The sequence below is a fragment of the Brevundimonas sp. TWP2-1 genome, assembly GCF_049897645.1.
GTDB lineage: Bacteria > Pseudomonadota > Alphaproteobacteria > Caulobacterales > Caulobacteraceae > Brevundimonas.
In genome coordinates this window covers 730984-755623 of the sequence record NZ_JAFCWR010000001.1, presented here as the reverse complement: position 1 = coordinate 755623, position 24640 = coordinate 730984, and the positions used below count along the sequence as shown (strand labels likewise).

The following is a 24640-nucleotide window of genomic DNA, read 5'->3' as shown; positions in this document are numbered from 1 at the left end:
TTAGCTCTACCGTTCGGAGATGCGTTCGTGTCGTTTTCGGTTAGAATCGTCTGATGCGGTCCGATCTCGACCATCTTCCTGAGCGCCAGCAGCGTGAACTCCAGCGGGTTCGCGACATCCTGCTTGCCGGTTTCGAAGCGGCCAAGCACAGCGGCGGCGGTGCGAACTCCGGCTGGCGCCGTGGCGGTCAGGTCCTCAAGATCATCCTGTTCGGATCTTACGCCCGGACGGATTGGGTCGATGAGCCTGAGAACGGCTACCTCTCGGACTTCGATCTGCTGATCGTGGTCAACCACGAGAAGCTCACCAACATCGCCGACTACTGGTGGACCTCAGAGGATCAAATTCTTCGCGACCCTGGCGTCGAAAGAATGGTCAATCTGATCGTCCACGACATGCAGGACGTAAACGACGCCCTTCGGCGCGGCGAATACTTCTGGACCGACATCGTCCGCGACGGCATCGCCCTTTATGAAGTTCCAGGCCACCCGTTCGCGACGTCACAACCAATGACCGCCGATGCCGCGCATGCAGCAGCGGTCGGTTACCTGGCTGAAAAAAATGCCGACATCGAAGTGTGGCTCGCCGAAGCTGCTCAGCATCTTTCAACTGCTCCATCGACTAGAACCAGCCGGAAACACGCTGCTTTCAGGCTGCACCAAGCCGTTGAAGCTGCCTACGCCTGCTTCCTGTTGGTCCACACCTTCTATTTCCCGCGCTCGCACAACATCAAGTTTTTGCGCTCTCTGGCCGAGGATGTGGACACCGGCTTGGTCGAGGCCTGGCCGCGTGAGAGCCGCTTCGACCGGCGTCGGTTCGAACTGCTGAAGCGGGCCTATGTGGAGGCGCGCTACAGCGATCAGTACGACGCCTCGGTCGAGGATCTGGAGTGGCTGATGGGGCGGGCGCGTCGGCTTCGGGATTTGGTCTCTGAGCTGTGCAGGCTGCGCATCGCGGCGCTGAAAGCCAAGGCCGACCTCGGTTGAGGCTGGGCAGGCGTCACCCGAACAGGCCGTGGAGCCACCAGCTGAGGTCGCCCGTCTGGGCCTGCTCGCCGTCGCCGCGCCGATAAACCCAGAAGCGGGCCCCGGCCTCGTCCTCCAGCTGGAAATAATCCCTCACGGCGTCGCGTTCGCCGTCGCGCCGCCACCATTCTCCGAAGATCCGCTCCGGGCCGTCAGCCCTCCTGACCCGGTGGCGAATGCCGCGCCAGCGGAAGGCCACCGGCGGCTGATCGGGCAGGAGGGCGACGGCCTCGATCGCCTCGGGGCGGGCGAGAAGCCGCGAGGGGCGCGGCCAGCGCCGGGTCCAAGTCTCCGTCACCGGCGGGGCGGTGGGGGGGAGCCGGCGCACCGCGCGTTCGGGCACGTCGCTCTGGGCGGGGCCAAGGCGATACAGTTTTTGCGGGCCGAGGCGATTGGCCAGGAGATCGACGAGGTCGCCGATGTCGGGCGTCGCCGGACCCGTCAGATCGCCGGAGGTCGGCGACCAGTCCAGCGGCAGGACGACGGGGGCGGCCAGGACCATGGCTTCGACGCCCAGGCCGGGATCGACCGTTTCGATCCGGTCGCAGAGCAGGCGTGCCAGCCGTCTGACGTCGCGGACCGGGCGGGCGAGGCCGACGCGAATGGCCTCGGTCCGGTTGTCGATCCGTTCGAAGCGCAGATCGAGCCGTGTCGCGCCAAGGCCATGGGTTTCCAAAGTCGCGCTCAGGGCCTCGACCAGTTTGAGCGTATAGCGGGCCAGGGTCTCGGGGGCGCCGATCGGTTCGGCGAACAGGCGTCGGACCTGGATCAGCTCCGGGGCGTCGATGGGGGTGATCGGCTCGGGGGCGCGTCCATAGGCCTGGTCCAGCCGACGGGTCAGCTCGGGTCCGAACCGCAGGGCCAGGGGCGCGCGGGGCTTGGCCTCCAGCTCGCCGATGGTGTCGATCCCCAGGCGCTCCAGGCCATCGACCATCTCGGTGGGAAGGCGCAGGGCGCGGACCGAAAGAGGGCGGATCGCAGGGCCGCCGCGTTCGACCGCCGTGGTGGGCCGGGCGACCTGGCGGGCGAGGGCGTGGGCCGCGCCCCAGGTGTCGGCGAGGGCGGCGCGGGCGTTAAGGCCGACGCTGGCGGTCTGGGCGATCAGATCGTCGAGCAGGCCCTGGTCGCCGCCGTATCGGTGGCCGGCGCCGGTGACGTCGAGAACCAGTCCGTCTGGCGGGTCGGCGGCGACGATCGGGGCGTAGCGGCGCAGCGCCCACAGGGCGAGTTGATCCAGAGCCGCGGCGTCCCCGGCGGGATCGAACGGATGGACGACCAGATCGGCCACGAGCGCGCGCGCCTGGGTCGCCGCCATGCCGGGATGGAGACGATGGGCAAGCGCGGCGGGGTCGGCGGCCAGGACCAGGCGTTTGCGGCCCCGGCGGCCGACCAGGACCAGCGGCGTCTCAGGCGACGGCGCGTCCGGTCCAAGCCGGCGCCGCAACCGGTCGGTCGGCCAGGTGGGCAGGTAGAGCGAGACGACCCGTCTCATCACAGGCTTCCAGTTCGAAATCCGCGCAGGCTCCGGCGCGGCAGCGGATCAGTTCGACGAACCAGCGCGGGCGTCCGACGCCGGCGACAGGCAGGGGGGCGGAGGGCAGGGCGGTGACCCGCCATCGGGTAGCGGCGGCCGTGGGCTGGCCGAAGTCCGCCGCCTCGGCCTGGCGACGCCATCGTCGCACCGCCAGGCCGAGGGATCCGCTGTCCTCGGCGACCAGCTGCAGCCGCCGGGACGCCGTCATGGACAGGCGGGCCACTTCGCCGACGACCGCGCCGAAGCCGCCGTGACGCAGGCCGTCCTCGAAGGCGGCCAGCACGCCGGCCTCGTCGCCGGCCTCCACATAGATCACCCGGTTGGATGAGAGGCCGGCCTGTTCCAAGGCCGGGGCGAACAGATCCGGCCGGGTGACGCACCAGAGCACTGGACCCTGGGTGCGGGCGGCGACGCCTGCGGCGAAGAGGGCGGCGACCGCCCCGTCCACGGCGCCGTCTCCGCCCCCGGCCACCTCATGCAGCGCCCCCAGCGCCAGGCCGCCGGCGGGCAGCCGACGGTCGAGGGCGTCCAGGCCGAACGGCAGGACGCCGCGGGGCGTGCGTCGGAACGCCTCGATGCGGGCGATCTCGGAACGCAGGGCCTGAAACGGGGATGGGGCGACGGACATGATCTCCTGAACTGGGTGAACCGTTCGATGTTCAGCATTTGTTCTTATTGAACGGCCCGGGAGTCAAGGCGCGAAGGCAAGCCTCTGTGGAGCGGTCTGTGGGCGGCGCCATCTCGCGGGTCGGGCGTTGTCCCTCCATGCCCGCGCCTCCGCCTCATCCGACCACACCCGACGGCCGATATTTCGTGGTGCGCGGCCGCCTGTGGCGCTGCGCCGATCCCACGCTCTCTGCAGAGGTACGGGACCGGCTCGTGCATGAGCTGATGTCGGCCCGTCGATCCGTCCGTGCGGCCCTGGCTGCAGCGGATGAGGACACCCTGGCCGCCGCGCGTCGCGCCGTCGACAGGGCCAAGATCGCACTGGGCGAGCGCGGTCCGGTCTGGTGGGACGACGGGGCGCCGGACCTCAACCGGCGCATGGCGCGCAATACGCTCTATGCGGATTGGTTCGCCGCTCTGGATAGGAGTGCGGCATGACCGCCGATCTTGAACGGTTCGTGACGGCGCAGGATGGGGTGTTCGACACGGCGATGGCCGAGCTCGCCGCCGGTCGCAAGGCGAGCCACTGGATGTGGTTCGTCTTTCCCCAGGCCCGTTCGCTGGGCCGGTCGCCCACCGCCCTTTTCTATGGGATCGCGTCCTTGGCGGAGGCTCAAGCCTATCTGGCGCACCCGATCCTGGGCGACCGGCTCGCCCGCGCTGCGGAGGTCGCAACGACGGCGCCGGCGGCCTCGCTGCATCGCCTGTTCGGATCGCCGGACGACCTGAAGTTCCGATCGTGCATGACCCTGTTCGCCCAGGTGTCGCCGAAGCCCGCCGTCTTTGACGCTGCGCTCGCCCGATGGGCTCTGGGCCCCGACCGCCTGACGGCGGACCTGGTGGAAATGGCCCGGAAGGGACCGGATCGCCTCTGAAAGACGAGGGCGGGCGCGGCCCGGATGAAGATATCTTGGGCCTGCGGCCTGGCCGAGCCGCTCCGGCATTGCTGGACGTCCGTGTCAGGTCAGGGCGGCCCCGCAGAACGACTGAGCGCTTTCGCGCATAGGAACAGGGGAGCGCAGGGCCACGTTGCGGGCTTATGAATGAGACCATCGCCAATATCGTGGGATCGGCCGCAGCGATCTGCTCTGTGACCAGTTTTGCGCCTCAGGGGATCAAGATCTGGAAGGAGCGGGACGCCTCGGCCGTCAGTCTCAAGACCTATTCGCTCACGGTGTCCTGCTTCATCCTCTGGGTGGTCTATGGCGTCATGACCCAGGCCGGGCCCGTCACCATCGCCAACAGCTGCGCTTTGATCATGGCCTCAGGGGTGCTGGTCATGAAATGGCGCTTTCGCGACGGCGATCCAAAGTCCGACGCCAAAGTGGCCGGGGGCGAACCCATCGCGGCCGAGCCCGATCATGGACACGGGGAGGGTGTGGCCCTGCGGGAGGGAACGAACGCCCCGGCCGATGCGATTGATGTGGAGAGGGAGAGAACGATGACCGTGGGTGCGGAAGAGGATGATCCTCGGCGGCCGCCGAACCGGAACCCGGCCGCTGACGCCCGCTCCGGCCTGGCCCAGGGCGGCCTGGGCGGAGCCGGGACCGAACTGTTGGACGCGGGCCAGGAGGAAGTCTTTTCCCGGGCGGAGGTCGAAAGCGGGCGCATCGAACATCATACCGGCGAGACGGCGACTCACGCCCGTCTCGAAGCCCGCAAGCCAGAGGAGATCTGACCGTGGCCGGTCTGCATACGCCCCTGCCGACCACGACCGTTCACCTGTGCGTCGACATGCAGAGGATGTTCGTCGAGGACACCGAATGGCGCACCCCCTGGGCCGAGCGGGTCATGCCCGTCCTCGTCAAGCTGTGCGAGGCCAAGGCCGACCGAACGATCTTCACCCGTTTCATCCCGGCGGCGCGGGTGGGGGAAGGGCAGGGCACGTGGCGCGACTATTGGCGCCGCTGGTCCTCGATGACCCTGGAGGCGATGGGCCCGTCAATGATCGATCTCGCCGGCCCGCTGCAGAGGTTCACGCCGCCCGGCCGCCTGATCGACAAGAGGGCCTATTCGCCGTGGCTGGGCACGGGCCTGGACGCTGAACTGCGCGCCCACGGCATCGACACCCTGGTGGTCACCGGCGCGGAAACCGACGTCTGCGTTCTGGCGGCTGTTCTGGGCGCCATCGATCTGGGGTACCGGGTCGTGGTGGTCACCGACGCGGTCTGCAGCTCCGCCGATGACCCTCACGACCATCTGCTGGCCCTCTATCATGACCGGTTCGCCCAGCAGGTCGAAACCGCCGAATGCGCCGAGGTGCTCGATGGCTGGCGGTGAGGGAAACGCCTGGCGCCCGATCAGCCCGCCGCAGGCGCACGGCGCACGCAACGGCGCCCTGCCGGCCTATGTGTCAAACGGCCTGATCGGTCTGCGCGTCCGCGAGATGGCGCTCGCCCCCGGCATGACCCTCGTGAACGGCGTCGCCAGCGAACATCCGGAGCGACGGATCGAGGCGGCCGCGCCCGTGCCCTATCCTTTGGCGGCCGACGTCTGCATCGAAGGCGTCTGGCTGTCGGACCAGCCCTGGTGCGTCACCGACCTGGTTCAGGACTACGACTTCGCCACCGGGGAACTGACCAGCCGCTGGACCGCCCGCCTCGGGGAGGTGACGGCGCAGGTCGAGGTGGTCACCTTTGCAAGTCGCACGGCCCCGGCCGTGGTGCTGCAAGAGGTCCTTGTGCGACCCGACAGGGCGTGCGCGCTCCAGATTCGCGCCGTCGTTGCGACCGCCGGTCTGCGGGGGCGCGTGACGCGACGAAGCACCGATACGCCGGGCGAAGCCGAGCCCGCCTGCGACGGATCTTTGCTCTGGACCACCGAGGGGGACCTCTCGACCTGCGGGCTCGCCCTTTGGACCGAGACCCGACCGGCTGCGGCGCGGAGCGTCGCCGCCTGGGATGTGTCCGGGCCGCTCCAGACCGCCTACGACCTCGGGCGCGTCGGCAAACGGGGTGCGCGCCTGCGACAGATGGCGGCGCTGGTCCCCTCGCTGGTGCACGCCCGCCCGGACGAAGAGGCGGTGCGCCGCGTCGCGCGCGCGGCCGAGACCGGGTTCGAGACCTTGCGCACGCGAAACCGCGAGGCCTGGCGCGCCCTCTGGCGGGGCCGGATCGTGGTCGAGGGCGCCCGCGCTGAGCATCAGGCCCTGATCGACGCGGCCTTCTTCTATCTCAACAGTTCCGTCCACGCCGCCTCGCCCGCCGCGACCTCGATCTTCGGGCTGGCGATCTGGCATGACTATTCCTACTACTACGGCCATGTGATGTGGGACATCGACGCCTTCTGCGTCCCACCCCTGATCCTCAGCCAACCCGACGCCGCGCGCGCCCTGCTGGACTTCCGCAGTCGCGGCCTGGCCGCTGCGGGCGCCAACGCCCGCCTGTCGGGACGTCAGGGGCTGCAGTTCCCCTGGGAGGCGGCGCCCTCGACCGGGCAGGAGGCGACGCCCGGCGGCGGATCGGGCGCGGCGCACGAGGACCACGGATCGCTGCATGTCGCACGCGCCTTCAGCCTCTATGCCGATGCGACGGGCGACGCGGCCTTCCTGCGCGAGGACGCGTGGCCCGTCCTGAGCGGGGTGGCGGACTGGATCGTCAGCCGGATGACCCGAACCGCTCGGGGCTTTGAGTTGAAGCGGGCCACCGGTCCGGCCGAGGTGCCGGTTCCGCCGGACAACGACGCCTTCACCCTGATGTTCGCCCAGGATCTCTTGAGGCGCGCCACGGCCGCCGCAGAGGCCCTGGGCAGGCCTTCGCCGGAGGCCTGGCGTCAGGTCTGCGACCAGCTCTACCTGCCCCTCCGGGCGGATGGGGTGATCGCCGCCCATGACGGCTTTCGGATCGACGAGCCGAAGGGGGCCACGCCATCACCCCTGGCCGGCCTGTTTCCAGGCGGATATCCGGCCGGACCCGATGTGGCGAAGGCCACGCTCGACTTCTATCTGGCGCACTGGAAGGCCTATGTGGGTTCGCCGATGTTTCCAGCGCTGTATGCCGCCTGGGCGGCGCTTGCCGGCGATCGCACCTTGGCGCTGAAGCTGTTCGAAGAGGGATACGCAACCTACGACGCCGGACGGTTCCACCAGTGTCTGGAGTATCGGGCCGACCACCCGGACAGCGAGACTGCGGCGGGACCCTTCTTCGCCAACCTCGGAGGGCTGCTGCTCGGCCTTGTCTACGGCCTGACCGGACTTGAGGCGCGCGGTGCGCCCGCCGACTGGCCCGCCCGGCCGGTGGTCCTCCCTGAGGGGTGGAAGGCGATAACGGTGGAACGTCTGTGGCTGGAAGGCCGACCTGTCCAGCTGCGCGCGGAGCACGGCGCGGAGCGCGCCGTCCTGTCGCGCTTGTGAGGCGGCGATGAGCAGGCGCGGCGTGACTTCGCAGGGGGCGGCCCGGCCTGGCGGGCAGGGGGCGTCATGAGGCCGAGGACGCCCGTGCTGGGCTATCAGTTGCGCTTCCGTCAGGGGGGCGAGCCGGAGACTCTCATCGCGAGCGATATCGCCGACGCCCTTCGCCAGGCCCGGCGCCGGGCGTTTGCGCTGAAGGCGCCGGTCGCCGTCTGGCGTGACGGTCGTCTCGTCGTCGAATGTGAGCCCCCGCCGACCGAGGATTTCGACGGGATCGATCCGGCCCTGCACGATCGCCTTGTCGCGGCGGGCGTCTATATATTTTCGCAGCCGCACGGTCCCGGTCAGACGTGACCTCCACGTCCTCGTCGGCGACCCCCGGCTAGCGAATGTCTTGTGGCGCGGCCGCGACGCCAGGCGTCCCGGGAGCGAGCTCGGCGGCCTGTGACTGGGGCGCAGGCGCGTCCGCGACGACCGCGCCGTCGTCCGGGATCTCCGAAATCGACAGGATGGTCTCGCCCTCCGAGAGCAGCGGGGCGGCGGCGTCGGCCGCCTGCACATCCGTTTCCGATCGGACCTGGACGCTGCGCTCGCGGCCGTCGGTCTGGCCTATTCTCAAGCTGTAGAGACGCTCGGTCATGAAAAGATCCTTGCTGTGACGCCCGCCCTGTGACGGACCCTCGGGGTTGAAACCTCCCGGTCGGGGCGGTTGTTCCGGGCGCCGGGTCGCTCCGAACAGGAGGCGGACGCCCGGAGGGCGTCGTCGGCAGGCCGCCCCTCGGCCTGTGGGGCCGCCTGCCGGGCGCGATCAGTGGGGTTTGAGCACGACCTTCGTCCACTCGTTCGGATTGTCGTGGAAGTTTTTGTAGGCCTCGGGGGCCTGCTCCAGCGGCAGGCGGTGGCTGATGAGGTCGGTGGTGTCGATCTTACCGTCCAGGACAAGGTCCAGCAGTTGGGGCAGATATTTCTGCACATGCGTCTGGCCGGTCTTGATGGTCAGGCCCTTTTGCATGAGTGCGCCGATCGGCAGCTTGTCGCCGAGTCCGCCATAGACGCCCGGTATGGAGATTCGACCGCCTTTCCGGCAGGCCATGAGGGTTTCCCGCAGCACATGCGGACGGTCGGTGCCAAACCTGGTCTCCTGCTTGACGGCGTCGATGACGTTGTCGGGTGAAAAGCCGTGCGCCTCCATGCCGACGGCGTCGATGCAGGCGTCCGGACCGATGCCGGCGGTCATCTCCATCAGGGCTTCGCGGATCTTGACCTCGTGATAGTTGAGGACCTCCGCGCCGTTGGCCTTGGCCAGCTCAAGCCGGCGCGGGTGATGGTCGATGGCGATGATGCGTCCGGCGCCCATCAATTTCGCGCTCTTGATCGCAAACAGGCCGACCGGACCGCAGCCCCAGATCGCCACCGTGTCGCCCGGCTCGATCCCGGCGTTCTCGGCCGCCATCCAGCCGGTGGGGAAGATGTCGGACAGGAACAGCACCCGTTCGTCCTCGATCCCGTCGGGCACGACGATCGGGCCGATGTCGGAATAGGGGACGCGGACATATTCCGCCTGGCCGCCCGCATAGCCGCCGGTCAGGTGCGAATAGCCGAACAGGCCGGCGGCCGGATAGCCGTAGGCGATCTCGGACGCGTCGCACTTGTCGGCCGGATTGGAGTTGTCGCAGGCCGAAAACTGCTGTTTGCCGCAGTGGAAGCAGGAGCCGCAGGCGATTACGAAGGGCACGACCACCTTCTGGCCGACCTGAAGGCTGGTATTGCCCCGGCCGATCTCGACAACCTCGCCCATGAACTCATGGCCGAGGATGTCGCCGTTGGACATGCCGGGGATGACGCTGTCGTAGAGGTGCAGGTCCGAGCCGCAGATGGCCGTGGCCGTGATCTTGATGATCGCATCGCGGGGGTTGATGATCTGAGGATCGGGGACCGTATCCACCTGAACATTGTGTTTGCCGTGCCAGGTCAGGGCGCGCATGGGAGTTCCTTCCGGGATCAGAAATGACGATCGGCGCGCGGCGCCGCGTCGGGGGCCTTGGACGTCGGGACCTCGCCCGTTTCCATCAGTTGCTTGAAGCGCCGCAGTTCGCGCCGGGCCTGAACCCGGGGCTCTCGCTGCATCACCTTCGCGACCAGTTTGCCGACGGCGCCCGCAGGCGGATCGTAGCTGATCAGAACGCGGACCTCGGTGCCTCGGCCGAAGGCGTTGTCGCGAAACGCGATCCAGCCCTCGTGATCGACGTCGCTGTCCTCGGTGGACCGCCAGGCTATGTATTCGCCGGGACGGTCGTCGGTGATCTCGCTGACCAGTTCGATTTCCGCGCCCGCCGGACCGGCGACGGTCCAACTGGACCGGGCGTCGTCCAGCACATCGACCGACTTCACATTCTCCATGAAGCTGGGCAGGTTCCGGAAGTCGCGCCAATAGTCATACAGCGCCTGACGCGGACGGTTGATCATGACGGCGCGGATGCTGGTGGCGTCATAGGCGCCCTCCACATCATCCTTGTCGTTGAAGGCCGGCGACTGAACGTCGGCGTCTGTTGAGAGGGGTTCGGACATGGTCGAGGGCCTCCTTTTCGTTGAACGGTCGGGCTCAGTTGCCTGGGACAGGAACGCGTCAGCATGGCGGGCGAGACGGGCGCTCGCCCCTGGGTCTGTCGGCGGATGCGGCGCGCGAAAGCGTCGTCGCGGGTCTAGACGGACGCGGAAGCATTCGGCTCCGCCTCGCCGTTGAACTCTCGGAACGCGGCCCGGAAGATTTCGGCGTCGTCCGTTGAGCTTGGCGTGACCGAGACCGCGATCCGCCCTTCCACCGGGGCGTCCGATCTCGCCTCGACGCTGGGATCCGCGGCTTCCAGATCGCCGCCGGAAGCCCTGTCGCCCACCGTATTCTCCGGTCCATCAGGGGCGATCCGGATGGCGTCCCGGGAGACCCCATGGGTTTGAACAAGGCGTTCGACGACCATCTCCGCGTCTCGCCGCGTTGCGAAGGTGGATGTGATCGGTGCAGTCATAGGTTTGCTCTCTGATTGTTCAGAGCCGACAACGCGCGTTTGCGTCTCAGGGTCCAAGAAAGTTGAAAGTCTTCGCCGCACGGCAAGAAGGACGTGCGTATTCGTTGTTCAGGAGCGAAGATATCGATTGCATCCTACTGCCAAACATCCGGGCGAACGGCACAGGTCGGGGAACGAAACCGCACACAGGAACCGATCGGCCACGGTTGGTCTTACGTCATCGCGTGTAAAGCGTTGGACGGGCCCAAAATGGCTCGGGTTGGGGCAGGACCGGAACTTGATGCGCATCGGCGTCATCGCACATCTTAAATATCCCATCGCCGAGCCGTTCGCCGGCGGGTTGGAGATGCACACCCATCTGCTTTGTCGTCTGCTGCGGCGGCACGGCCATGACGTCACCCTCTTTGCGGCGACCCGTTCCGATCCTGAGCTTGGCCTTGAGGCGATCTGTGAACAGACGGAGATGGCGAAGGTCGGGACCGCTGAAGCGGGCGACGTCGCCTTTTTCCGAGAGCATCACGCCTATCTCTCCCTGATGACGAGGCTGCGTCGCAGCGACTTCGACGTCGTCCACAACAACAGCCTGCACTATCTGCCTGTGTCGATGGCCGACACCTTGCCGATGCCGGTCGTGACCACGCTTCACACCCCGCCGTTCTGTTGGCTGGAAAGCGGGGTCCGTGAGAGCCGTAGCGGCGACATCCGCTACGTCGGCGTCTCGGAGTCCATCCGGGCGAGCTGGCAGGACGTCGTGCCGCTGGACCACGTCATCCTCAACGGGATCGATCTCGAGAGCTTTCCATTTCACGCGAGGACGTCCGGACCGCCCCATCTGATCTGGTACGGCCGGATCGTTCCGGAAAAGGGGCTGCACCACGCCTTGGACGCCGCTCGATTGGCCGGACTGCCGCTGCGGTTCGCCGGGCCGATCGCCGACCCGGACTATCATCATCGCGAAATCTTGCCTCGGCTGTCGTCCGACACCCTGTATCTCGGTCACCTGGATCACCGCGCTCTGGCGCAGGAGATCGGCCAGGCTGCAGCCGCTCTCTGCACCCCTTGTTGGGACGAGCCCTACGGCCTCGTCGTCGCCGAGGCCCTGGCGAGCGGCACGCCCGTCGCGGCCTTCGCGCGGGGCGCCATACCGGAGATTCTTACGCCGCTTTGCGGCGTGCTGGCGTCGCCGGACGATCCCGCCGACCTCGCCCGCGCCGCTCGCGCGGCCGTGGGACTGTCGCGCCGCGCCTGTCGCGCGCGGGCCGAGCAGGCCTGCGACGCCGGCGAGATGGTGCGGCGATACGAGGCGCTCTATCGCGATCTGACGGCGGAACGGTTGGCGGTCGCCAATGACAGCGCCGCCGATCGGCTCACCGCGTGACGATAACCCCTTTCTGTGTCTGCGTGCCGGCGCGGAACGAGGCTGACCGCCTTCCGCGCCTGCTCGATGCGCTTGCGCGTCAGACCGGCGTGGGTCGGGTGCGCGTGGCTCTCTGCATCAACAATACGACCGACGGGAGCCGGCGGCAGGCCGAAGCGGTCGCCGCCGCCCATGCTGCTAAAGTGGCGCTGTCCGTGATCGAACACAATTTTGCGCCGCAGCACGCCCATGCGGGCAGCGCCCGGGCGGCGGCCATGGACCTGGGGCTGGACCTCCTGGACGGGGAGGGGGTGCTTCTGTCGACCGACGCCGACGCCCGGCCGCCGGCGGACTGGGTCTCGGCCAATCTCGCCGCCGTCTCTGCGGGAGCCGATCTCGTTGGGGGCGCCCTGACGCTGGACGAGGACGACCCGGAGAGCCAGGCGCTCCAGAGCGGTTGGGCGGTCTGGCGCGATTACTGGCGGCAGGTCAGGGCGATCGAGGACGCCCTGGACCCGGTCTCCTGGGATCCGGCTCCCCGCCACGGCGACCATACCGGCGCCAGTCTCGCCATCACCGCCGCGGCCTACCGGGCGGCGGGCGGGACGCCGCGTCTGCCCACCGGGGAGGATCGCGCCCTGGTGCTGGCGGCCCAGCGCGCCGGCGCCAGACTGGTTCATCCGCTCAGCGTATGGACCCGCGTCTCCGCGCGTGCACACGGCCGGGCGCAGGACGGCATGGCCCAGGCCATGGCCCGCCTGGCGCGCCAAACGGCGGGATACGAACCCATGAGGGCGCCCGCCTTCTCCCATTGGGGAGCGCGCGCCTTGTGGCGGCGCGACCTTCGTCGTCTGCCCGACGGCGCGCAGCGGATCGCGGACGAGGAGCCGCATCTGCCGCCCATGCCGCTGGACTATGCGCTGGACCTGAACGCCAGGCTTCAACCCGACGGCGTCGCGCCATGACCCGTCCGATCGGCTACTATGTCCATCACCAGGGGGAGGGTCATCGCCAGCGCGCCCTCCAGGTCGCGGCCGCCGCGCCGACGCGTTTCGTCCTCCTGGGGACCGGGCTCGCGGGTCGTGGCGGCGAGGTCGGCGTGGTCGATCTTCCCGACGACCGGGCCGACGACGGCTCGGGGTTCGGCGCGGACGGCGGACCGGATCTGCCCAAGGGGCTTCACTACGCGCCCTATGGCGTCGCGGGATTGCGCCAGCGGGTCGCCGACCTGTCGACATGGATCGCGACGGCCGCCCCGGCCCTCGTCGTGGTGGATGTGTCGGTCGAAGTGGCGCTCCTGGCCAGGCTGGCGTCGACGCCGGTCGTCTATGTCCGGCTGTCCGGCGCCCGAACGGATACGGCCCATCTGGAGGCCTTCCGGGGTGCGGCGGCTCTGCTCGCGCCCTGGCATCCAAGGCTGGAGCATCCCGATACGCCGGACTGGGTGCGGGCGCGGACCCGCTACTTTGCGCCGGCGCGCCGCGCAGAGGTGGGTTCGGGCGATTCGGACGCGGTCCTGGTGGTTCACGGGCGAGGCGGCGCGCCGATCGACGGGGACCGACTGGCCGCAGCCGCCTCCGCAACGCCGAACTTGCAATGGACGGCGATCGGGCCTGTGACGCCGCCGTCCCTTGCGCCGCCAAATTTGGTTTTGAAGGGTTGGATCGAGGACGTGAACTCGGAAATCGAAAAGGCCGGCGTCGTCGTCGGAGCGGCGGGCGACGGTCTCGTCGATGCCGTTCTCGGGGCGGATCGTCCGTTCGTCTGCCTGCCGGAACCGCGACCATACGAAGAACAAGCGGTCAAGGCCGCTGGGCTGGCCCAGGCCGGTGCGGCCGTCGTCCTGGCCGCATGGCCCGAACCTAAGGCCTGGCCGGGGATTATTGCTGCGGCGCGGAGCCTTGACCCGCAGGCCCGAGACGGTTTGCGCGGGGAGGGCGTCGCGGCCGCCGGCCGTTGGCTGGTCGAACTGGCGGATCGTAGACGAGAGGATAGTGATGCCTGACGCGCCTGCAGCCGTCCCGGACTTGTCGGCGGACGACCTTCACGACGCCCTGGCGGCGCTCGGCGAGCGCTACGACGCCTCGCCGCGCTTTCCGGTCGACAGTTTGGCGCTGCTCCGGACGCTCGGCCTGCACCGGCGCTACGCCCCGGCAGCCAGCGGCGGCGAAGCCTTCGCCACACCGGCCCTGAAGGCCCTGGCCCTCCTGGACGACCTGCGACGGGTCGGGCGCGCGGACTTGAGCGTGGGCCGCCTCTTCGAGGGCCACGTCAATGCGCTGGCCCTGTTCGACTGGTATGGCGCGCCCGAGCAGAAGCTCTGGCTTGCGGATGTGCTCGCCGGCGGCGGCTGGTTCGGCGTGTGGGCCACGGAACCCCAGCCGGGCGTCCAGCTTCGGGCGGGCCGGCTGTCGGGCGCCAAGATGTTCGCCACCGGGGCGGGCGGGCTCGCCTATGCCGTGGTGACCGTTCAGCCCGGCGAGGGATCGCGTCGTCTGGCCGTGGTGCCGGCGGACTGCGGCGAGCGAGCCGATCTGACGGGATGGCGCGTCCGCGGCATGCGGGCGACCCTGAGCGGTCGATACGACGTCACCGATCTGCCGGTGACGGACCTGAGTCTTCTGGGCCAGCCGGGCGACTACGATCGCGAACCCCGCTTCACCGCCGGCGCCTGGCGCTTCACGGCGGTTCAGCTCGGCGGCGTCGAGGGGCTGGTCCTGGCGATGCGCGCGGCCCTATCCGAACCGGCCCGTCGCGATCCGTTGCAGCGCGCCAAGTTCGCCGAGGCGGTCGTCGCCGCCCGCACCGCCTATCTGTGGGTTCGGGAAGCCGCGGAGCGGGCCGCGACGGAGGCCAGGGACGCGGCGGATTTCGTGCGGGCGACCCGCGGCGTCGTCGAGCGAAGCGCGCTGGACGTGATGGAGTTGGCGGCCCGGGCGACGGGAACCCGCAGCGCCTTCGACGGCGAACGGCTGGACAAGATCATCCGCGATCTCAGCCTGTATCTTCGCCAGGCCGGACCGGACCATGCGCGCGACGAGGCGGCCAAGACCTGGCTGGATCACGACCTCTGGGGCGCGGGAGACGCCCTGTGGTGAGTCCCAAGCTCGGGCCGGTCGGCGCCGCTCCGCTGGTCCGGTCCCGCTGGGCCCGGGCGCGATGGCTCGTTCTGGCGCCGCATGCCGATGACGAGACCCTGGGCGCCGGCGCCCTGATTCAGCAGGCGGCGGATGAAGGATGTCTCGGCGGCGTGGTCATCGTGACGGACGGCGGGGCCTCCCATCCCCATGCCGACGATCGCGCGCGCCGCTGCCTGGTGGCTATCCGGAGGATTGAAGCGCGCCGCGCGATCCGCCGGCTGACAGGGCGCGCGACGGCGCAGCCGATCTTCCTCGATTGGCCGGACGCCGCGCCGCCGGTCATCGGCGACGCCCGCTTCGAGGCGAGCGCGCGCCGTCTGGCGTGGCTCTGTCGCCGGCTCCGCATCGACGCGCTTGCCGTGACGGCCGTGTCCGAACCCCATTGCGACCACGAAGCCGCAGGACGCCTGGCGCGGCGGGTGGTCAGACTGGCCCGGCGGCCGGTCGCCCTGTTCGAATATGGCGTCTGGGCGCGGCCGGCGGCGCAGGGTGATCTGCAGTTGGCGACCCGTCCACTGGCAGCCGGCCGAAGAGCTCTCGCCCTCGCCGCGCATCGGAGCCAACGCACGCCGATGATGGGCCCGGGATTCCGTCTGGAGACGCCGGATCGGCTCTCGGCCGCCTGCGACCGACTTTATCTGCGAAAGGCGCCCCATGGCTGATCCCTCACTCGGCGCGGACTATTTCGAGGACGTCTTCGCGGGCGATCCCGACCCCTGGGGGCTGGAAAGCCGCCCCTATGAAGCCGAGAAACACGCCCGCACGGTCGCGAGCCTGGGCGATCGACGGTTTCGGCGCGGCCTTGAGGTCGGATGCGCCGGCGGCGCCCTCACGGCGCGGCTGGCGGATCGATGCGAGGCGCTTGTGGCGCTCGACATCAGCCGGACCGCCCTGGATCGGGCCCGACGTCGACTGGAACATCGTCCCCATATTGTGTTTCGCCAGGCCGCCTTTCCCCACGGCATGGACCTCGCCGGCCCCTTCGACCTGATCGTCCTGTCCGAAGTCGCCTACTACTGGAGCGACGAGGACCTGACCGCAGCGGCGGGGTTCATCCGCGCCCATCTCGTGCCCGGGGGCCTGGTCCTTCTGGTGCACTGGACGGGAGAAACCGACTATCCGCAGACGGGAGACGGCGCCGTGACGACGCTTTGGCGCGAGCTCGAAGACATTCTCACCGTGTCTCTCGATGAGCGCCAACCCGCCTATCGGCTCGATCTGTGGAGGCGACCATGACCCTGAGCGTCCTGACCCTGGTCCGCAATCGCCAGGCCCACCTCGACCAGCTGATTGCCGGCCTTGATCGCAGCGTCGCGACGCCGGCCGAGCTGGTCGTCATCGACATGAGCGATCAACCCGTCTCGACGCCGACGGCGGGCTTCCCGATCCGTATCGAGCGCCTTCCGGGGGAGAGGCTGCCTCTGGCGGCGGCGCGCAACAGGAGCGCCGCCTTGGCCCAAGGCGACCAGCTGCTGTTCCTGGACGTGGACTGTATTCCGGCCGGCCGCACCTGCAACGTCGTGGCCCGCCTTTTGGAGGCGGAGGACGTCGTGGCGTGTCCCAAAGTCCTTTACCTCCCGTCCGGCGCGGCGCGTGCGGCCTGGACGGAAGCGGACCTCGATCAGGTGGGCGTCGCGCATCCGGTGCGACGGTTTCCGGCGCAAGGCGCACGGATCGAAACCAATCCCGGCCTGCTCTGGTCCCTGGCCTTCGGCATGCGTCGCTCGACCTTCTTTGCTGTCGGCGGCTTCGACGAAGCCTTCGTCGGCTATGGGGCGGAAGACACCGATCTTGGATTCAGGGTCGCCAAGGCGGGCGTGCCCATGGTCTTCACGGGCGACGGCGCGGTCTATCACCAGCATCACGACGCCTATGACCCGCCGCTTCAGCACTTCACTGCCCTGGTCGCAAACGCCCGTACCTTTCATCAACGCTGGGGGATCTGGCCGATGGACGGCTGGCTCGCCGACATGCGGGCGATCGGCCTGATCGACTGGACATCGGACGACCTTCGGGTCTTGAGGCCGCCGACCGCCGAGGAGCTCGCCGCCGCCAGGCGGCCGTTGAGCGCGATCTTCTAGAGGCGGCGCCGGGCGCGAACGCGCCTTCTCGCCCCGTTGAGGAAAGACCGCCGATCAGGCCGCCGCCAGGGTTTCCAGCAGGGCTTCAAGATCGGCCGGGGCATGGGGCTCATCTGCGGCCGTCTCGACGATCAGCCGCTCTTGCGACCAACGGCGATCTGGCGAGGCGGACAGGTGCGCGGACAGACGCTTGGCCCGCTCGGCGCCGAAGCGGAAGGCTGTGGCCTTGGGACCGCAGCTGATCTCCGTGACGCCGGCGGACGCGGCGAGCGCGGTCAGCCTGTGCGTGCTCAACAAGGTTTCGGCCGCCTCGGGAAGCGGCCCGAACCGATCCTCGATCTCCTCTTGAAGGGCGTCGATCGCCTCGACGGCGGTCATCTGCAAGAGCCGCGCATACAGCGAGAGTCGCACAGCGGCGTCCGGGACATAGTCCGGCGGAATCCGCCCCGTGGTCCCAAAGTTCACCACGGGGGGGCGGGGGTCGGCCGCCGCCTCGCCCCTGGCGGCCCGCAGCGCCCGCGCGAGCACGCTCTGATAGAGGCTGGCGCCGATCAGATGGATGTGCCCGGCCTGTTCGTCGCCGACGAGATCGCCGCCGCCGCGCAGGTCGAGGTCGCGAGCGCTGATGGCGAACCCCGCGCCGAGCCGATCCAGGGCTTCAAGGGTCTGGAGACGCGTTCGGGTCGTTTCGGCCAGAGGCGCCTCCGGGTCGCTGAGAAGGTAGGCGAAGCCCTGACGGCGTCCGCGTCCGACCCGGCCGCGCAACTGGTGAAGTTGCGCCAGCCCAAAGCGATCGGGACGCCAGACCAGAAGGGTGTTGGCCCGCGGCACGTCCAGGCCGTTCTCGATGATGTTGGTGGTCAGAAGAACGTCGCCCCGCCCCTCGGCGAAATCGGTCATGACCGCTTCCAGGGCTTCGGCCGACAGCTTGCCATGCGCGACGGCGACGGCGAGCTCCGGGACGAGCCGGGCGAGTCGCTCTGAGAGCGGCTCAAGATCTTCGATCCGCGGCACGACGACGAAACTCTGGCCGCCACGGCCCTTCTCGCGCAACAGAACGGTGCGGACGGACGCTTCGTCGAACGCGGTCAGGAAGGTGCGGATCGGCCGGCGTCGGGCGGGCGGACTGGCGATGACGCTGACGTCCTGAATCCCGACCATGGCGCTCTGGAGGGTGCGCGGGATCGGCGTGGCCGACATCATCAGAAGATGGTCCCCGCGCGCCGCCAGATCCTTTTTCAAGGTCGCGCCGAACCGGTGTTCCTCGTCGATGACGACGAGGGCCAGATCAGCGAAGGCGAGCGTCTCCTGCGCCAGGGCCTGGGTGCCCACGACGATACCGATCGTCCCATCGGCCAGGCCGTCGCGGACGCGGCGCGCCTCGGCGGAATCGACGAGCCGGGAGAGCGCCGCGACGGTCACGTCCGAGCCCTCGAACCGGCGACGGAAGGTCTCGTAATGCTGGCGGGCCAGCACCGTGGTGGGGGCGGCGATCATGACCTGCCGGCCCGACAGGGCGACGGCGGCGGCGGCGCGGAGCGCGACCTCCGTCTTGCCGAACCCGACGTCGCCGCAGACCAACCGGTTCATCGGCCGACCGGAGGCGAGATCGGCCAGGACGGCGTCGATGGCGGACAGCTGATCCACGGACTCCGGAAACGGAAACCGGGCCGTGAATCGCGCATAGGCGGTTTTGGGCGGTGAGATGGCAGGTGTGCGACTCGCCTCCCGGGCGCGGGCGAGTTCGACCATCCGGGTCGCGGTCGCATCGATCTGGGCGCTGACCTCCGCGCGACGCTTGGCCCAGCCCTGAGTGTTCAACCGATCCAGGCTGACGCTGGCGGGCTCGGAGCTGTAGCGCCAAATCCGACTGAACTCTTCGACCGGCGCCAGGAGGGTTGCGCCGTTATGATATTCGAGCCGCACGACGTCGCGCACCCCGCCGTCGGCCTCGAACGCCTCGATCGCCGTCAGCACGCCCAGACCGTGATCCTCATGAATGACGACATCGCCTGGACGGATGTCCGTCTCGCCCAGGCCCGGATTCGGGGCGCCGGACGCCCGCGCGATCCGACCGCCGGTGATGTCGGTGGGCGTCAGGACCGTCAGGCCCGAGCGGGCGTCGTCATAGCCGCCGTCAAGGTCCGCGAGGACCGCCGTCAGCCCACCGGAGTCGGTCCCGGCGAGCGGGTTCCATGACGGGGAGGGCGCAGGCGGAACGAGACCGTTCCGCTTCAGGAGCCGGGCCATGACGCGATGCTCATGGGCCAATCCGGCAAGGATGACCGATCGGCCTTGGGATTGCTGATCCTGAATATAGTGTTTGAGCGCCGCACCGGGGCTTCGCTCTGTCGCGAAGCCGGGCGTCGAACTGACGCCCTCCAGGTCGAGCGCAGTCGCGGCCCGGAGCGCGCTCGTCGCCTCTGCGGGGGAGAGATAGAGGCGCTCCGGAGCCGGCGCCGCCGCGCCGTCGGTCTCGCTGAAGCCGCGACGGGACTCATAGGCCTCTGCGATTTGGTCCCAGACGCGCGAAAGGCGAGCCTCCACATCGTCGTCGCGGAGGAGGCGGGCCTCAGGGAAGGCGTCGAACAGCGTGCCGAGGGGCGCGTCATAGAAGCGCGCAAGGGCATGGGGGTCTTGGTCCGCCCGGTCGCTGTCGTCGGTCTCGGCCAAAACGAGTTCGGACGCCGCCGTCAGGGTCAGGCTGGCGACGCTGTCGAGGGAGCGCTGGGTCACGGGATCGAACGCCTTGATGTCGGCCACTGTCCCACCCGGATCGGTGACGAGCCGATAGGGCGTCAGCGCCGAAGGCGGGTAGACGTCGATGACCTCGGCCAGGATGGCGATTTCGCCGGGCTCGTCGACGCGCTCGTCAGCCATGTAGCCGGTCCGTCGGGCGAAGCCTTCGAGCGCCTCACGATCCAGCCGTTCGTCCACTTTGAGGGAAAAACGGACTGCCGCAACGCCTTGCGGCGGCGTCCGCTGCAGCATGGCTTCGGGCGAGCTGATCACCAGCCGTCCCGCCGTGGCGGGAGAGGCCGCATGATGCAGGACTGCCATTCGCCGCCCCATGCTTTCGCGCGACGGGGCGGCCCGATCATAGGGCAGGCAGTCCCACGGCGGGAAGACGAGGACGACCGGACTTTCGGGCGCCGCCATGGCCTCCAGTGCGCGGGCGATTTCGTCCGCGCGCCGCTCGCTTGCGGCGACGAAAATCAGGTCTGCGCCAGCCTCCTGGCTCCAGGCTTCCATGAGCCTCGCCGCTACGGCGGCCGGCGGCGTCTTGCGCGCTGGGGCCTTGTCGTCTGGGGAGGGCGCCGGGCCGTCGACGAGCGGGAGAGGGCCGGCGATGGGCGTCGAGGTCTGGGTCATGGAAGGTCCGAATCTGCCGTGCACAAACTCCGAAAAAGGCAGTGGGTTCTGCGCGGTTACAGACACACAGGACGAATGATGCGCCGGCGCAGTTCAACGATGCGTCGGCTTTCACCAAGGATCGCGCCTGCCTGTAGCACCACTGTCGGAGGTATTCTGACCGGAGAAGGTGACCGTCTCGGAGGCGGCATCGACCCCGCCCAGGCGGGCGCGTCATCGGCTGGTCAGTTCGGGGGTTGAAGTTGCAGGCCTGGGCCAGGTCGATTACGCACCACGCCTGATCCGACAGCTAGAAGCCGTTGACGGCTACGTCGGTCTCCAGCGGATAGGGGACTGGCGAGGCCGCCTCGATCCGGCGTTCCAAATCCTCGCCACACCTCCATTGAGCAGACAGATGCCGGGCGCCAAGGCCATCCCGCGTATGCGCAGCCCGACCAGGCCGTTGGCGACATAGGCGGGCAGGGCGCCGTCGCGGGGGGCGACGGCTTCGGCGGGGCTGATCGGCCGCGAGTCCTGTGGGGTCCGTTTAGCGCCCGCCATCCAGCACCTCCGCGATTTGTCGGCGCTCCGTCTTCTCCGCGACGGACATCCTCTGCATGTCGACGCACAGATGGACGGCCGTTTTCGGAATAGCGTTTTGTAAGACGTCAGCCATGTCCGAGGGTTCCAGCAGGGAAGGGAGGGCGAACGCCTTCGTCGTCAGGCGTGACCTCGGTATCGGCATGATGCTCGATCAGGCCGCTCTCGACCTCGGCGCGGGAGAAGACTTCCTCCTGCCCGTCTTCGAGCAGTTGATCTTCGTCGTGGCCGAGACCGCCTTGGGCCAGTCCGGATCGGGGGTCGTTGGTGGCCGGGGCGGGTGTCGCGACGTGCGCGAAAGCCTCGACTGCAAATTCCGCGATCGCGGCGTTGTAAAGGTCGTGGCGTTCCAGCAGGCCCATGTGGTTGACCCCCTCAATGTCCAGCCGCCGCCCCTGGGGAGCCGCAGTCGTGATCGCCTGGCCGGCCGACGGGAGGGTGACGATATCGGCGTGACCCGTCACCACGAGCAGCGGACCATCGAAGCCGCGAACGGCGTCGGTGGCGTCCCAGGCAAACATCGCCAGATTGCCGCGTGCCGAGGCGCCGGGAGGATTGCGCGTGGACAACAGGCTGGTGTGGTCCAGTTGACTACGGGTCACATAGCGGCCGAACCCCAGTCGATGCGCGAGATGCGCCGACCCGTTCAGATAGCCCTGCCAGGCGAACAGCCAGAACACGGGCTGAAGCCCGATGGCGACGCCCATCAGCGGTTCGAGCACCGGATGTCTCAGCACCCGCATGACGGGCGAGGCGATCATGGTCTTGAGCGGGTTTGTGTAGGTCGTGTTCAGCAGCACCACGCCCTTGACCTGCTCCCGCACCGCCCGCTCGCCGTCACGGATCAGGGTCTGGATCGTCATGCCGCCGATGCTGTGACCCACCAAGATCACGGGTCCGCCGGTCCATTCAACCACACGCCCGAGGTCGCGGGCGAAGGCCTCAAGCGAGATGTCGCCACGTGAGCGGCCCAGTCCCGGCAGGTCCCACACGACGACGCGGAAACGGTCGGCGAGCGCCCGGCGCGCGTAGTACCAGATCGTGCTGTCTAATCCCCAGCCATGAGTGAGCACCAGGGTCGGCGCGTCGGCCGGGCCATGGCTTTCCACATAAAGGCGCGCGCCGTCGGCGCCGTCGATGATTGCGCCGTTCACGCGTTCCGCCTTGGTTTTTTCCTTGTCCCCGCGCGCCAGCAGCAAGCGGAGCGGCACATAGCCCAGCAGAGACCAGGCGATCAGGCCAAGGGCGCCCCAAAGACGCCAGTCTTCATAGACCCGCACCGCTTCGCCGGCGGGGTCCGCCACCACACGCCCGTCCTGCCACGACCAGAGGAGATAGGCGGCCAGGGCGATCCAGAGGATCGATAAGACCCCCAACAGTAGCCGGGTGAGGAAGGTAAGGGGCATGTCGGCATCCGGTGCGCAAGAATGCGCTCCGAGGCCAACCAGACGTCGCCGACGGATGTTCCCCGAACCGTCGGAAAAGCGCGCCAGTGTCCACGATGCGACTTTCGGAACAGGCGGCCTGGCGACCGGTTCGATCAGCCTGGCCTCAAAGGATCATCCCCATGTTCATGCACAACAAACGACTGATGTACACGGTGCGCGTCGCCGAGCCGAACCCCGGCCTGGCCACGCTCATGCTCGAACAGTTCGGCGGCCCGCAGGGCGAGCTCGCCGCCGCCATGCGCTACTTCACCCAGGCGCTCGGCGAAGAAGATGCAGGCCGCAAGGACATGTTGCTGGACATCGCCACAGAGGAGCTGAGCCACCTGGAGGTGATCGGCTCGATCGTTTCCATGCTGAACCGCGGCGTCAAGGGACAGATGGCAGAGGCGGCGCTGGAGGAGGCCGAACTTTACGCTTCTCTCAATGCGGGCGGTGAAAGCCACACCACGTCGATCCTTTACGGCGGCGCGCCGGCGTTGGTGAACTCGGCCGGCGTGCCGTGGACCGCCGCCTATATTGACTCGATCGGCGATCCGACCTGCGACCTGCGCTCGAACATTGCGGCAGAATCGCGCGCCAAGATCGTCTACGAACGCCTGATCAACTGCACGGACGATGCCGGCATCAAGGACGCTCTGGCCTTCCTGATGACCCGCGAGGTCGCCCACCAGAAGTCGTTCGAAAAGGCGCTCTACGCCATCGAGCCCAACTTCCCGACCGGCAAGCTCGCCGGCCTGCCGGAGTTCTCTGACAAGTACTTCAACCTGTCCCAGGGCGAGGGCGACGCGCGGGGCCCGTGGAATGAAGGCGAGCAGTGGGACTTCGTCGAGGACTACGACGCCCAGGCCGCCGTCGATGGCGGTGATGGAACCGCAAGCGTCGAACTGTCCGTTCTCGAAACGGACGCCGTCGAGGCCTTCGCGACGCGAACGGCATCGGATCCCAGCGTCAATCCCGTCACCGGCGCCGACCTCGGCGCAGGCCCGGGCGCAGGCACGATGACGCGACTGGAGGACTGACGGCGACACCGCCCGAAGGCTGGATGCGGTACTTCTTTCATAGCACCAAGGGCGAGATCTTCACCGACAACGAAGGTGAAGAACTCGTCGATGACCTGGCGGCGCGGCGTGAAGCCGTTCTCCTGTTCGCCGCTCTGTTGCTAGACCACTCCGACGCCTTCTGGGCGGACGGTCGGTTCAGCGTCAAGGTGATGGAAGCCGACGGGCGGGTGGTGGCGGAAGTCACCGCGTCACCCGGCGGATCGCCGTCCACCCCTCACTGAGGCGCGATCCGTTGCGACTTAACGCATGTGAATGCAGCCCTGGACCGAAAGGCCCAGGGTTTTTTCATGCAGACTTCTTTCGCCATGACATCCCAACCGATGACAGAGCTGATGGCTCGTCCTGCCACCCTTCGGTTGTGGCGCGCCTTTGCGCCGTTGGACATGGACATAAGAGCGCGCGCTTTGCGCAGCGGCGGCGTGGACGCCGCCAAAAAGGGCGATGCTTTCCAGGCGCAAGGCGAGATTGCGGTGGTGCTCGGGGGCTGTCTGCTGCTGACAGTGCACAAGTCGCCCTTGTGTGCGGGGGTCGCGGGGGCGGGCGACTTGGTCGATCTGGGCGGCGGCGCCAGCGGGCGCTGGATCGCGGCGGGCGAGATCTATCGGGCCTCGCTGAAAACCTTCCTCGACGACGCCGGCGATGCGGGTCTTCGCTTTCTGCTTCTCGCCGCCGAGCGTCGACGGCAAGCGGCGGACGCCCGCCTGGCCTGCGCCATGGCCCACCCGGCGGTGACCCGCGTCGCCAGCCTTTTGCTGGAGATCGACGCCGTCTGCGAGGGGTCCGACGTGCCGCTGTGCCAGTCCGACATCGCCGCTATGCTGGCACTGCGCCGCACCAGCGTAAACGCCGCTTGCCAGACCCTGCGCCGTGGGGGCGCTATCCGTACGATCCGTGGCAGGACGATCGTTCTGGATCGCCAAAAACTGGCCGAGGCGGCGTGCTGTTCGCTGAGCCACGACAGTCTTCCAGATGGCGTAGCCGGCGACGTTTCCGCGGCCTGATCCGC

General features: G+C 68.6%; 24 protein-coding genes and 1 pseudogene. 17 read left to right on the top strand and 8 right to left on the bottom strand.

Going from position 1 to position 24640, the window contains the following annotated elements:
* The first annotated feature begins 53 nt into the window (after nucleotides 1-53).
* A complete protein-coding gene (locus ACP7BH_RS03915) occupies nucleotides 54-986 on the top strand; it encodes a HEPN domain-containing protein (protein ID WP_425983543.1) in 933 nt (310 codons plus the stop codon).
* A 13-nt stretch (nucleotides 987-999) separates the two neighbouring features.
* Here ACP7BH_RS03915 and ACP7BH_RS03910 read toward each other — a convergent pair whose 3' ends face one another.
* Nucleotides 1000-2517 carry a Y-family DNA polymerase gene (locus tag ACP7BH_RS03910; RefSeq protein ID WP_425983545.1) on the bottom strand — a complete coding sequence of 506 codons (1518 nt, stop codon included), beginning with the start codon at nucleotides 2515-2517 and terminating at the stop codon, nucleotides 1000-1002.
* A complete protein-coding gene (locus ACP7BH_RS03905) occupies nucleotides 2432-3187 on the bottom strand; it encodes an ImuA family protein (protein ID WP_425983547.1) in 756 nt (251 codons plus the stop codon). The genes ACP7BH_RS03910 and ACP7BH_RS03905 overlap by 86 nt, the downstream gene beginning before the upstream one ends.
* Before the next feature lie 98 nt (nucleotides 3188-3285).
* On the opposite strand from ACP7BH_RS03905, the gene ACP7BH_RS03900 reads away from it, so the two are divergent.
* The 6 genes and pseudogenes from ACP7BH_RS03900 (at nucleotide 3286) to ACP7BH_RS03875 (ending at nucleotide 7927) form a co-directional block, all read left to right on the top strand.
* A complete protein-coding gene (locus tag ACP7BH_RS03900; protein ID WP_425983549.1) occupies nucleotides 3286-3663 on the top strand; it encodes a hypothetical protein in 378 nt (125 codons plus the stop codon).
* On the top strand, nucleotides 3660-4100 hold the full coding sequence (locus ACP7BH_RS03895) for a DUF1810 domain-containing protein (RefSeq protein ID WP_425983551.1): 441 nt from the start codon (nucleotides 3660-3662) through the stop codon (nucleotides 4098-4100). Before ACP7BH_RS03900 ends, ACP7BH_RS03895 begins: the two co-directional genes overlap by 4 nt.
* 164 nt (nucleotides 4101-4264) lie before the next feature.
* Nucleotides 4265-4534: pseudogene (locus ACP7BH_RS03890) on the top strand (SemiSWEET family sugar transporter); the annotation flags it as partial.
* Nucleotides 4535-4905: 371 nt separating this feature from the next.
* Nucleotides 4906-5505, top strand: coding sequence for a cysteine hydrolase family protein (locus ACP7BH_RS03885; RefSeq protein ID WP_425983553.1), 600 nt, complete (start codon nucleotides 4906-4908; stop codon nucleotides 5503-5505).
* Nucleotides 5492-7576 carry a glycoside hydrolase family 65 protein gene (locus tag ACP7BH_RS03880; protein WP_425983555.1) on the top strand — a complete coding sequence of 695 codons (2085 nt, stop codon included), beginning with the start codon at nucleotides 5492-5494 and terminating at the stop codon, nucleotides 7574-7576. Before ACP7BH_RS03885 ends, ACP7BH_RS03880 begins: the two co-directional genes overlap by 14 nt.
* 66 nt (nucleotides 7577-7642) lie before the next feature.
* The gene (locus ACP7BH_RS03875; RefSeq protein ID WP_425983557.1) at nucleotides 7643-7927 is read left to right on the top strand and encodes a hypothetical protein; all 285 of its coding nucleotides are present in this window, start codon (nucleotides 7643-7645) and stop codon (nucleotides 7925-7927) included.
* A 28-nt stretch (nucleotides 7928-7955) separates the two neighbouring features.
* Here the strand turns inward: ACP7BH_RS03875 and ACP7BH_RS03870 are convergent, their stop codons facing one another.
* The 4 genes from ACP7BH_RS03870 to ACP7BH_RS03855 form a co-directional block, all read right to left on the bottom strand.
* Nucleotides 7956-8213, bottom strand: a complete 258-nt coding sequence (locus ACP7BH_RS03870; RefSeq protein WP_425983559.1) for a hypothetical protein — start codon at nucleotides 8211-8213, stop codon at nucleotides 7956-7958.
* Nucleotides 8214-8381: 168 nt separating this feature from the next.
* The gene (locus ACP7BH_RS03865) at nucleotides 8382-9557 is read right to left on the bottom strand and encodes a zinc-dependent alcohol dehydrogenase (RefSeq protein ID WP_425983561.1); all 1176 of its coding nucleotides are present in this window, start codon (nucleotides 9555-9557) and stop codon (nucleotides 8382-8384) included.
* A 17-nt stretch (nucleotides 9558-9574) separates the two neighbouring features.
* On the bottom strand, nucleotides 9575-10141 hold the full coding sequence (locus ACP7BH_RS03860) for an SRPBCC family protein (RefSeq protein ID WP_159845549.1): 567 nt from the start codon (nucleotides 10139-10141) through the stop codon (nucleotides 9575-9577).
* A 134-nt stretch (nucleotides 10142-10275) separates the two neighbouring features.
* Nucleotides 10276-10596: a hypothetical protein gene (locus ACP7BH_RS03855; RefSeq protein ID WP_425983563.1), complete on the bottom strand. Its 321-nt coding sequence runs from the start codon at nucleotides 10594-10596 to the stop codon at nucleotides 10276-10278.
* Nucleotides 10597-10876: 280 nt separating this feature from the next.
* On the opposite strand from ACP7BH_RS03855, the gene ACP7BH_RS03850 reads away from it, so the two are divergent.
* The 7 genes from ACP7BH_RS03850 to ACP7BH_RS03820 are packed head-to-tail and all read left to right on the top strand — an operon-like array spanning nucleotide 10877 to nucleotide 17174.
* The gene (locus ACP7BH_RS03850) at nucleotides 10877-11974 is read left to right on the top strand and encodes a glycosyltransferase (protein WP_425983565.1); all 1098 of its coding nucleotides are present in this window, start codon (nucleotides 10877-10879) and stop codon (nucleotides 11972-11974) included.
* On the top strand, nucleotides 11971-12918 hold the full coding sequence (locus ACP7BH_RS03845) for a glycosyltransferase (protein ID WP_425983567.1): 948 nt from the start codon (nucleotides 11971-11973) through the stop codon (nucleotides 12916-12918). The genes ACP7BH_RS03850 and ACP7BH_RS03845 overlap by 4 nt, the downstream gene beginning before the upstream one ends.
* Entirely contained in the window at nucleotides 12915-13958 is a 1044-nt protein-coding gene (locus ACP7BH_RS03840; RefSeq protein ID WP_425983569.1) for a glycosyltransferase, read from the top strand. The genes ACP7BH_RS03845 and ACP7BH_RS03840 overlap by 4 nt, the downstream gene beginning before the upstream one ends.
* Complete coding sequence (locus tag ACP7BH_RS03835; protein ID WP_425983571.1) at nucleotides 13951-15051, top strand: acyl-CoA dehydrogenase; 1101 nt, start codon at nucleotides 13951-13953, stop codon at nucleotides 15049-15051. The genes ACP7BH_RS03840 and ACP7BH_RS03835 overlap by 8 nt, the downstream gene beginning before the upstream one ends.
* A complete protein-coding gene (locus tag ACP7BH_RS03830; protein WP_425983573.1) occupies nucleotides 15048-15755 on the top strand; it encodes a PIG-L deacetylase family protein in 708 nt (235 codons plus the stop codon). The genes ACP7BH_RS03835 and ACP7BH_RS03830 overlap by 4 nt, the downstream gene beginning before the upstream one ends.
* On the top strand, nucleotides 15748-16329 hold the full coding sequence (locus ACP7BH_RS03825; protein WP_425983575.1) for a class I SAM-dependent DNA methyltransferase: 582 nt from the start codon (nucleotides 15748-15750) through the stop codon (nucleotides 16327-16329). Before ACP7BH_RS03830 ends, ACP7BH_RS03825 begins: the two co-directional genes overlap by 8 nt.
* Nucleotides 16326-17174, top strand: a complete 849-nt coding sequence (locus ACP7BH_RS03820; RefSeq protein WP_425983577.1) for a glycosyltransferase family 2 protein — start codon at nucleotides 16326-16328, stop codon at nucleotides 17172-17174. The genes ACP7BH_RS03825 and ACP7BH_RS03820 overlap by 4 nt, the downstream gene beginning before the upstream one ends.
* Before the next feature lie 54 nt (nucleotides 17175-17228).
* Here the strand turns inward: ACP7BH_RS03820 and ACP7BH_RS03815 are convergent, their stop codons facing one another.
* Nucleotides 17229-20546: a DEAD/DEAH box helicase gene (locus ACP7BH_RS03815; protein ID WP_425983579.1), complete on the bottom strand. Its 3318-nt coding sequence runs from the start codon at nucleotides 20544-20546 to the stop codon at nucleotides 17229-17231.
* Between the two features lie 647 nt (nucleotides 20547-21193).
* On the bottom strand, nucleotides 21194-22531 hold the full coding sequence (locus ACP7BH_RS03810) for an alpha/beta fold hydrolase (RefSeq protein ID WP_425983581.1): 1338 nt from the start codon (nucleotides 22529-22531) through the stop codon (nucleotides 21194-21196).
* 161 nt (nucleotides 22532-22692) lie between these two features.
* Between ACP7BH_RS03810 and ACP7BH_RS03805 the strand changes: the two genes are divergently transcribed.
* The 3 genes from ACP7BH_RS03805 (at nucleotide 22693) to ACP7BH_RS03795 (ending at nucleotide 24635) form a co-directional block, all read left to right on the top strand.
* Entirely contained in the window at nucleotides 22693-23592 is a 900-nt protein-coding gene (locus ACP7BH_RS03805) for a manganese catalase family protein (RefSeq protein WP_426043338.1), read from the top strand.
* Nucleotides 23593-23615: 23 nt separating this feature from the next.
* A complete protein-coding gene (locus tag ACP7BH_RS03800) occupies nucleotides 23616-23855 on the top strand; it encodes a DUF6894 family protein (protein WP_425983583.1) in 240 nt (79 codons plus the stop codon).
* A gap of 111 nt (nucleotides 23856-23966) precedes the next feature.
* Nucleotides 23967-24635 (top strand): Crp/Fnr family transcriptional regulator, encoded by a 669-nt coding sequence (locus tag ACP7BH_RS03795; RefSeq protein ID WP_425983585.1) that lies wholly within the window; start codon nucleotides 23967-23969, stop codon nucleotides 24633-24635.
* Nucleotides 24636-24640 lie beyond the last annotated feature (5 nt).

What these genes read in the sequence shown, in the direction of transcription:
- ACP7BH_RS03800 (WP_425983583.1), top strand. Translation starts at nt 23,616, where the DNA reads ATGCGGTACTTCTTTCATAGCACCAAGGGCGAGATCTTCACCGACAAC.
- ACP7BH_RS03860 (WP_159845549.1), bottom strand. Translation starts at nt 10,141, where the DNA reads ATGTCCGAACCCCTCTCAACAGACGCCGACGTTCAGTCGCCGGCCTTC.
- ACP7BH_RS03850 (WP_425983565.1), top strand. Translation starts at nt 10,877, where the DNA reads ATGCGCATCGGCGTCATCGCACATCTTAAATATCCCATCGCCGAGCCG.
- ACP7BH_RS03915 (WP_425983543.1), top strand. Translation starts at nt 54, where the DNA reads ATGCGGTCCGATCTCGACCATCTTCCTGAGCGCCAGCAGCGTGAACTC.
- ACP7BH_RS03875 (WP_425983557.1), top strand. Translation starts at nt 7,643, where the DNA reads ATGAGGCCGAGGACGCCCGTGCTGGGCTATCAGTTGCGCTTCCGTCAG.
- ACP7BH_RS03815 (WP_425983579.1), bottom strand. Translation starts at nt 20,546, where the DNA reads ATGACCCAGACCTCGACGCCCATCGCCGGCCCTCTCCCGCTCGTCGAC.
- ACP7BH_RS03835 (WP_425983571.1), top strand. Translation starts at nt 13,951, where the DNA reads ATGCCTGACGCGCCTGCAGCCGTCCCGGACTTGTCGGCGGACGACCTT.
- ACP7BH_RS03895 (WP_425983551.1), top strand. Translation starts at nt 3,660, where the DNA reads ATGACCGCCGATCTTGAACGGTTCGTGACGGCGCAGGATGGGGTGTTC.
- ACP7BH_RS03870 (WP_425983559.1), bottom strand. Translation starts at nt 8,213, where the DNA reads ATGACCGAGCGTCTCTACAGCTTGAGAATAGGCCAGACCGACGGCCGC.
- ACP7BH_RS03905 (WP_425983547.1), bottom strand. Translation starts at nt 3,187, where the DNA reads ATGTCCGTCGCCCCATCCCCGTTTCAGGCCCTGCGTTCCGAGATCGCC.
- ACP7BH_RS03840 (WP_425983569.1), top strand. Translation starts at nt 12,915, where the DNA reads ATGACCCGTCCGATCGGCTACTATGTCCATCACCAGGGGGAGGGTCAT.
- ACP7BH_RS03805 (WP_426043338.1), top strand. Translation starts at nt 22,693, where the DNA reads ATGTTCATGCACAACAAACGACTGATGTACACGGTGCGCGTCGCCGAG.
- ACP7BH_RS03880 (WP_425983555.1), top strand. Translation starts at nt 5,492, where the DNA reads ATGGCTGGCGGTGAGGGAAACGCCTGGCGCCCGATCAGCCCGCCGCAG.
- ACP7BH_RS03825 (WP_425983575.1), top strand. Translation starts at nt 15,748, where the DNA reads ATGGCTGATCCCTCACTCGGCGCGGACTATTTCGAGGACGTCTTCGCG.
- ACP7BH_RS03865 (WP_425983561.1), bottom strand. Translation starts at nt 9,557, where the DNA reads ATGCGCGCCCTGACCTGGCACGGCAAACACAATGTTCAGGTGGATACG.
- ACP7BH_RS03820 (WP_425983577.1), top strand. Translation starts at nt 16,326, where the DNA reads ATGACCCTGAGCGTCCTGACCCTGGTCCGCAATCGCCAGGCCCACCTC.
- ACP7BH_RS03810 (WP_425983581.1), bottom strand. Translation starts at nt 22,531, where the DNA reads ATGCCCCTTACCTTCCTCACCCGGCTACTGTTGGGGGTCTTATCGATC.
- ACP7BH_RS03855 (WP_425983563.1), bottom strand. Translation starts at nt 10,596, where the DNA reads ATGACTGCACCGATCACATCCACCTTCGCAACGCGGCGAGACGCGGAG.
- ACP7BH_RS03910 (WP_425983545.1), bottom strand. Translation starts at nt 2,517, where the DNA reads ATGAGACGGGTCGTCTCGCTCTACCTGCCCACCTGGCCGACCGACCGG.
- ACP7BH_RS03795 (WP_425983585.1), top strand. Translation starts at nt 23,967, where the DNA reads ATGGCTCGTCCTGCCACCCTTCGGTTGTGGCGCGCCTTTGCGCCGTTG.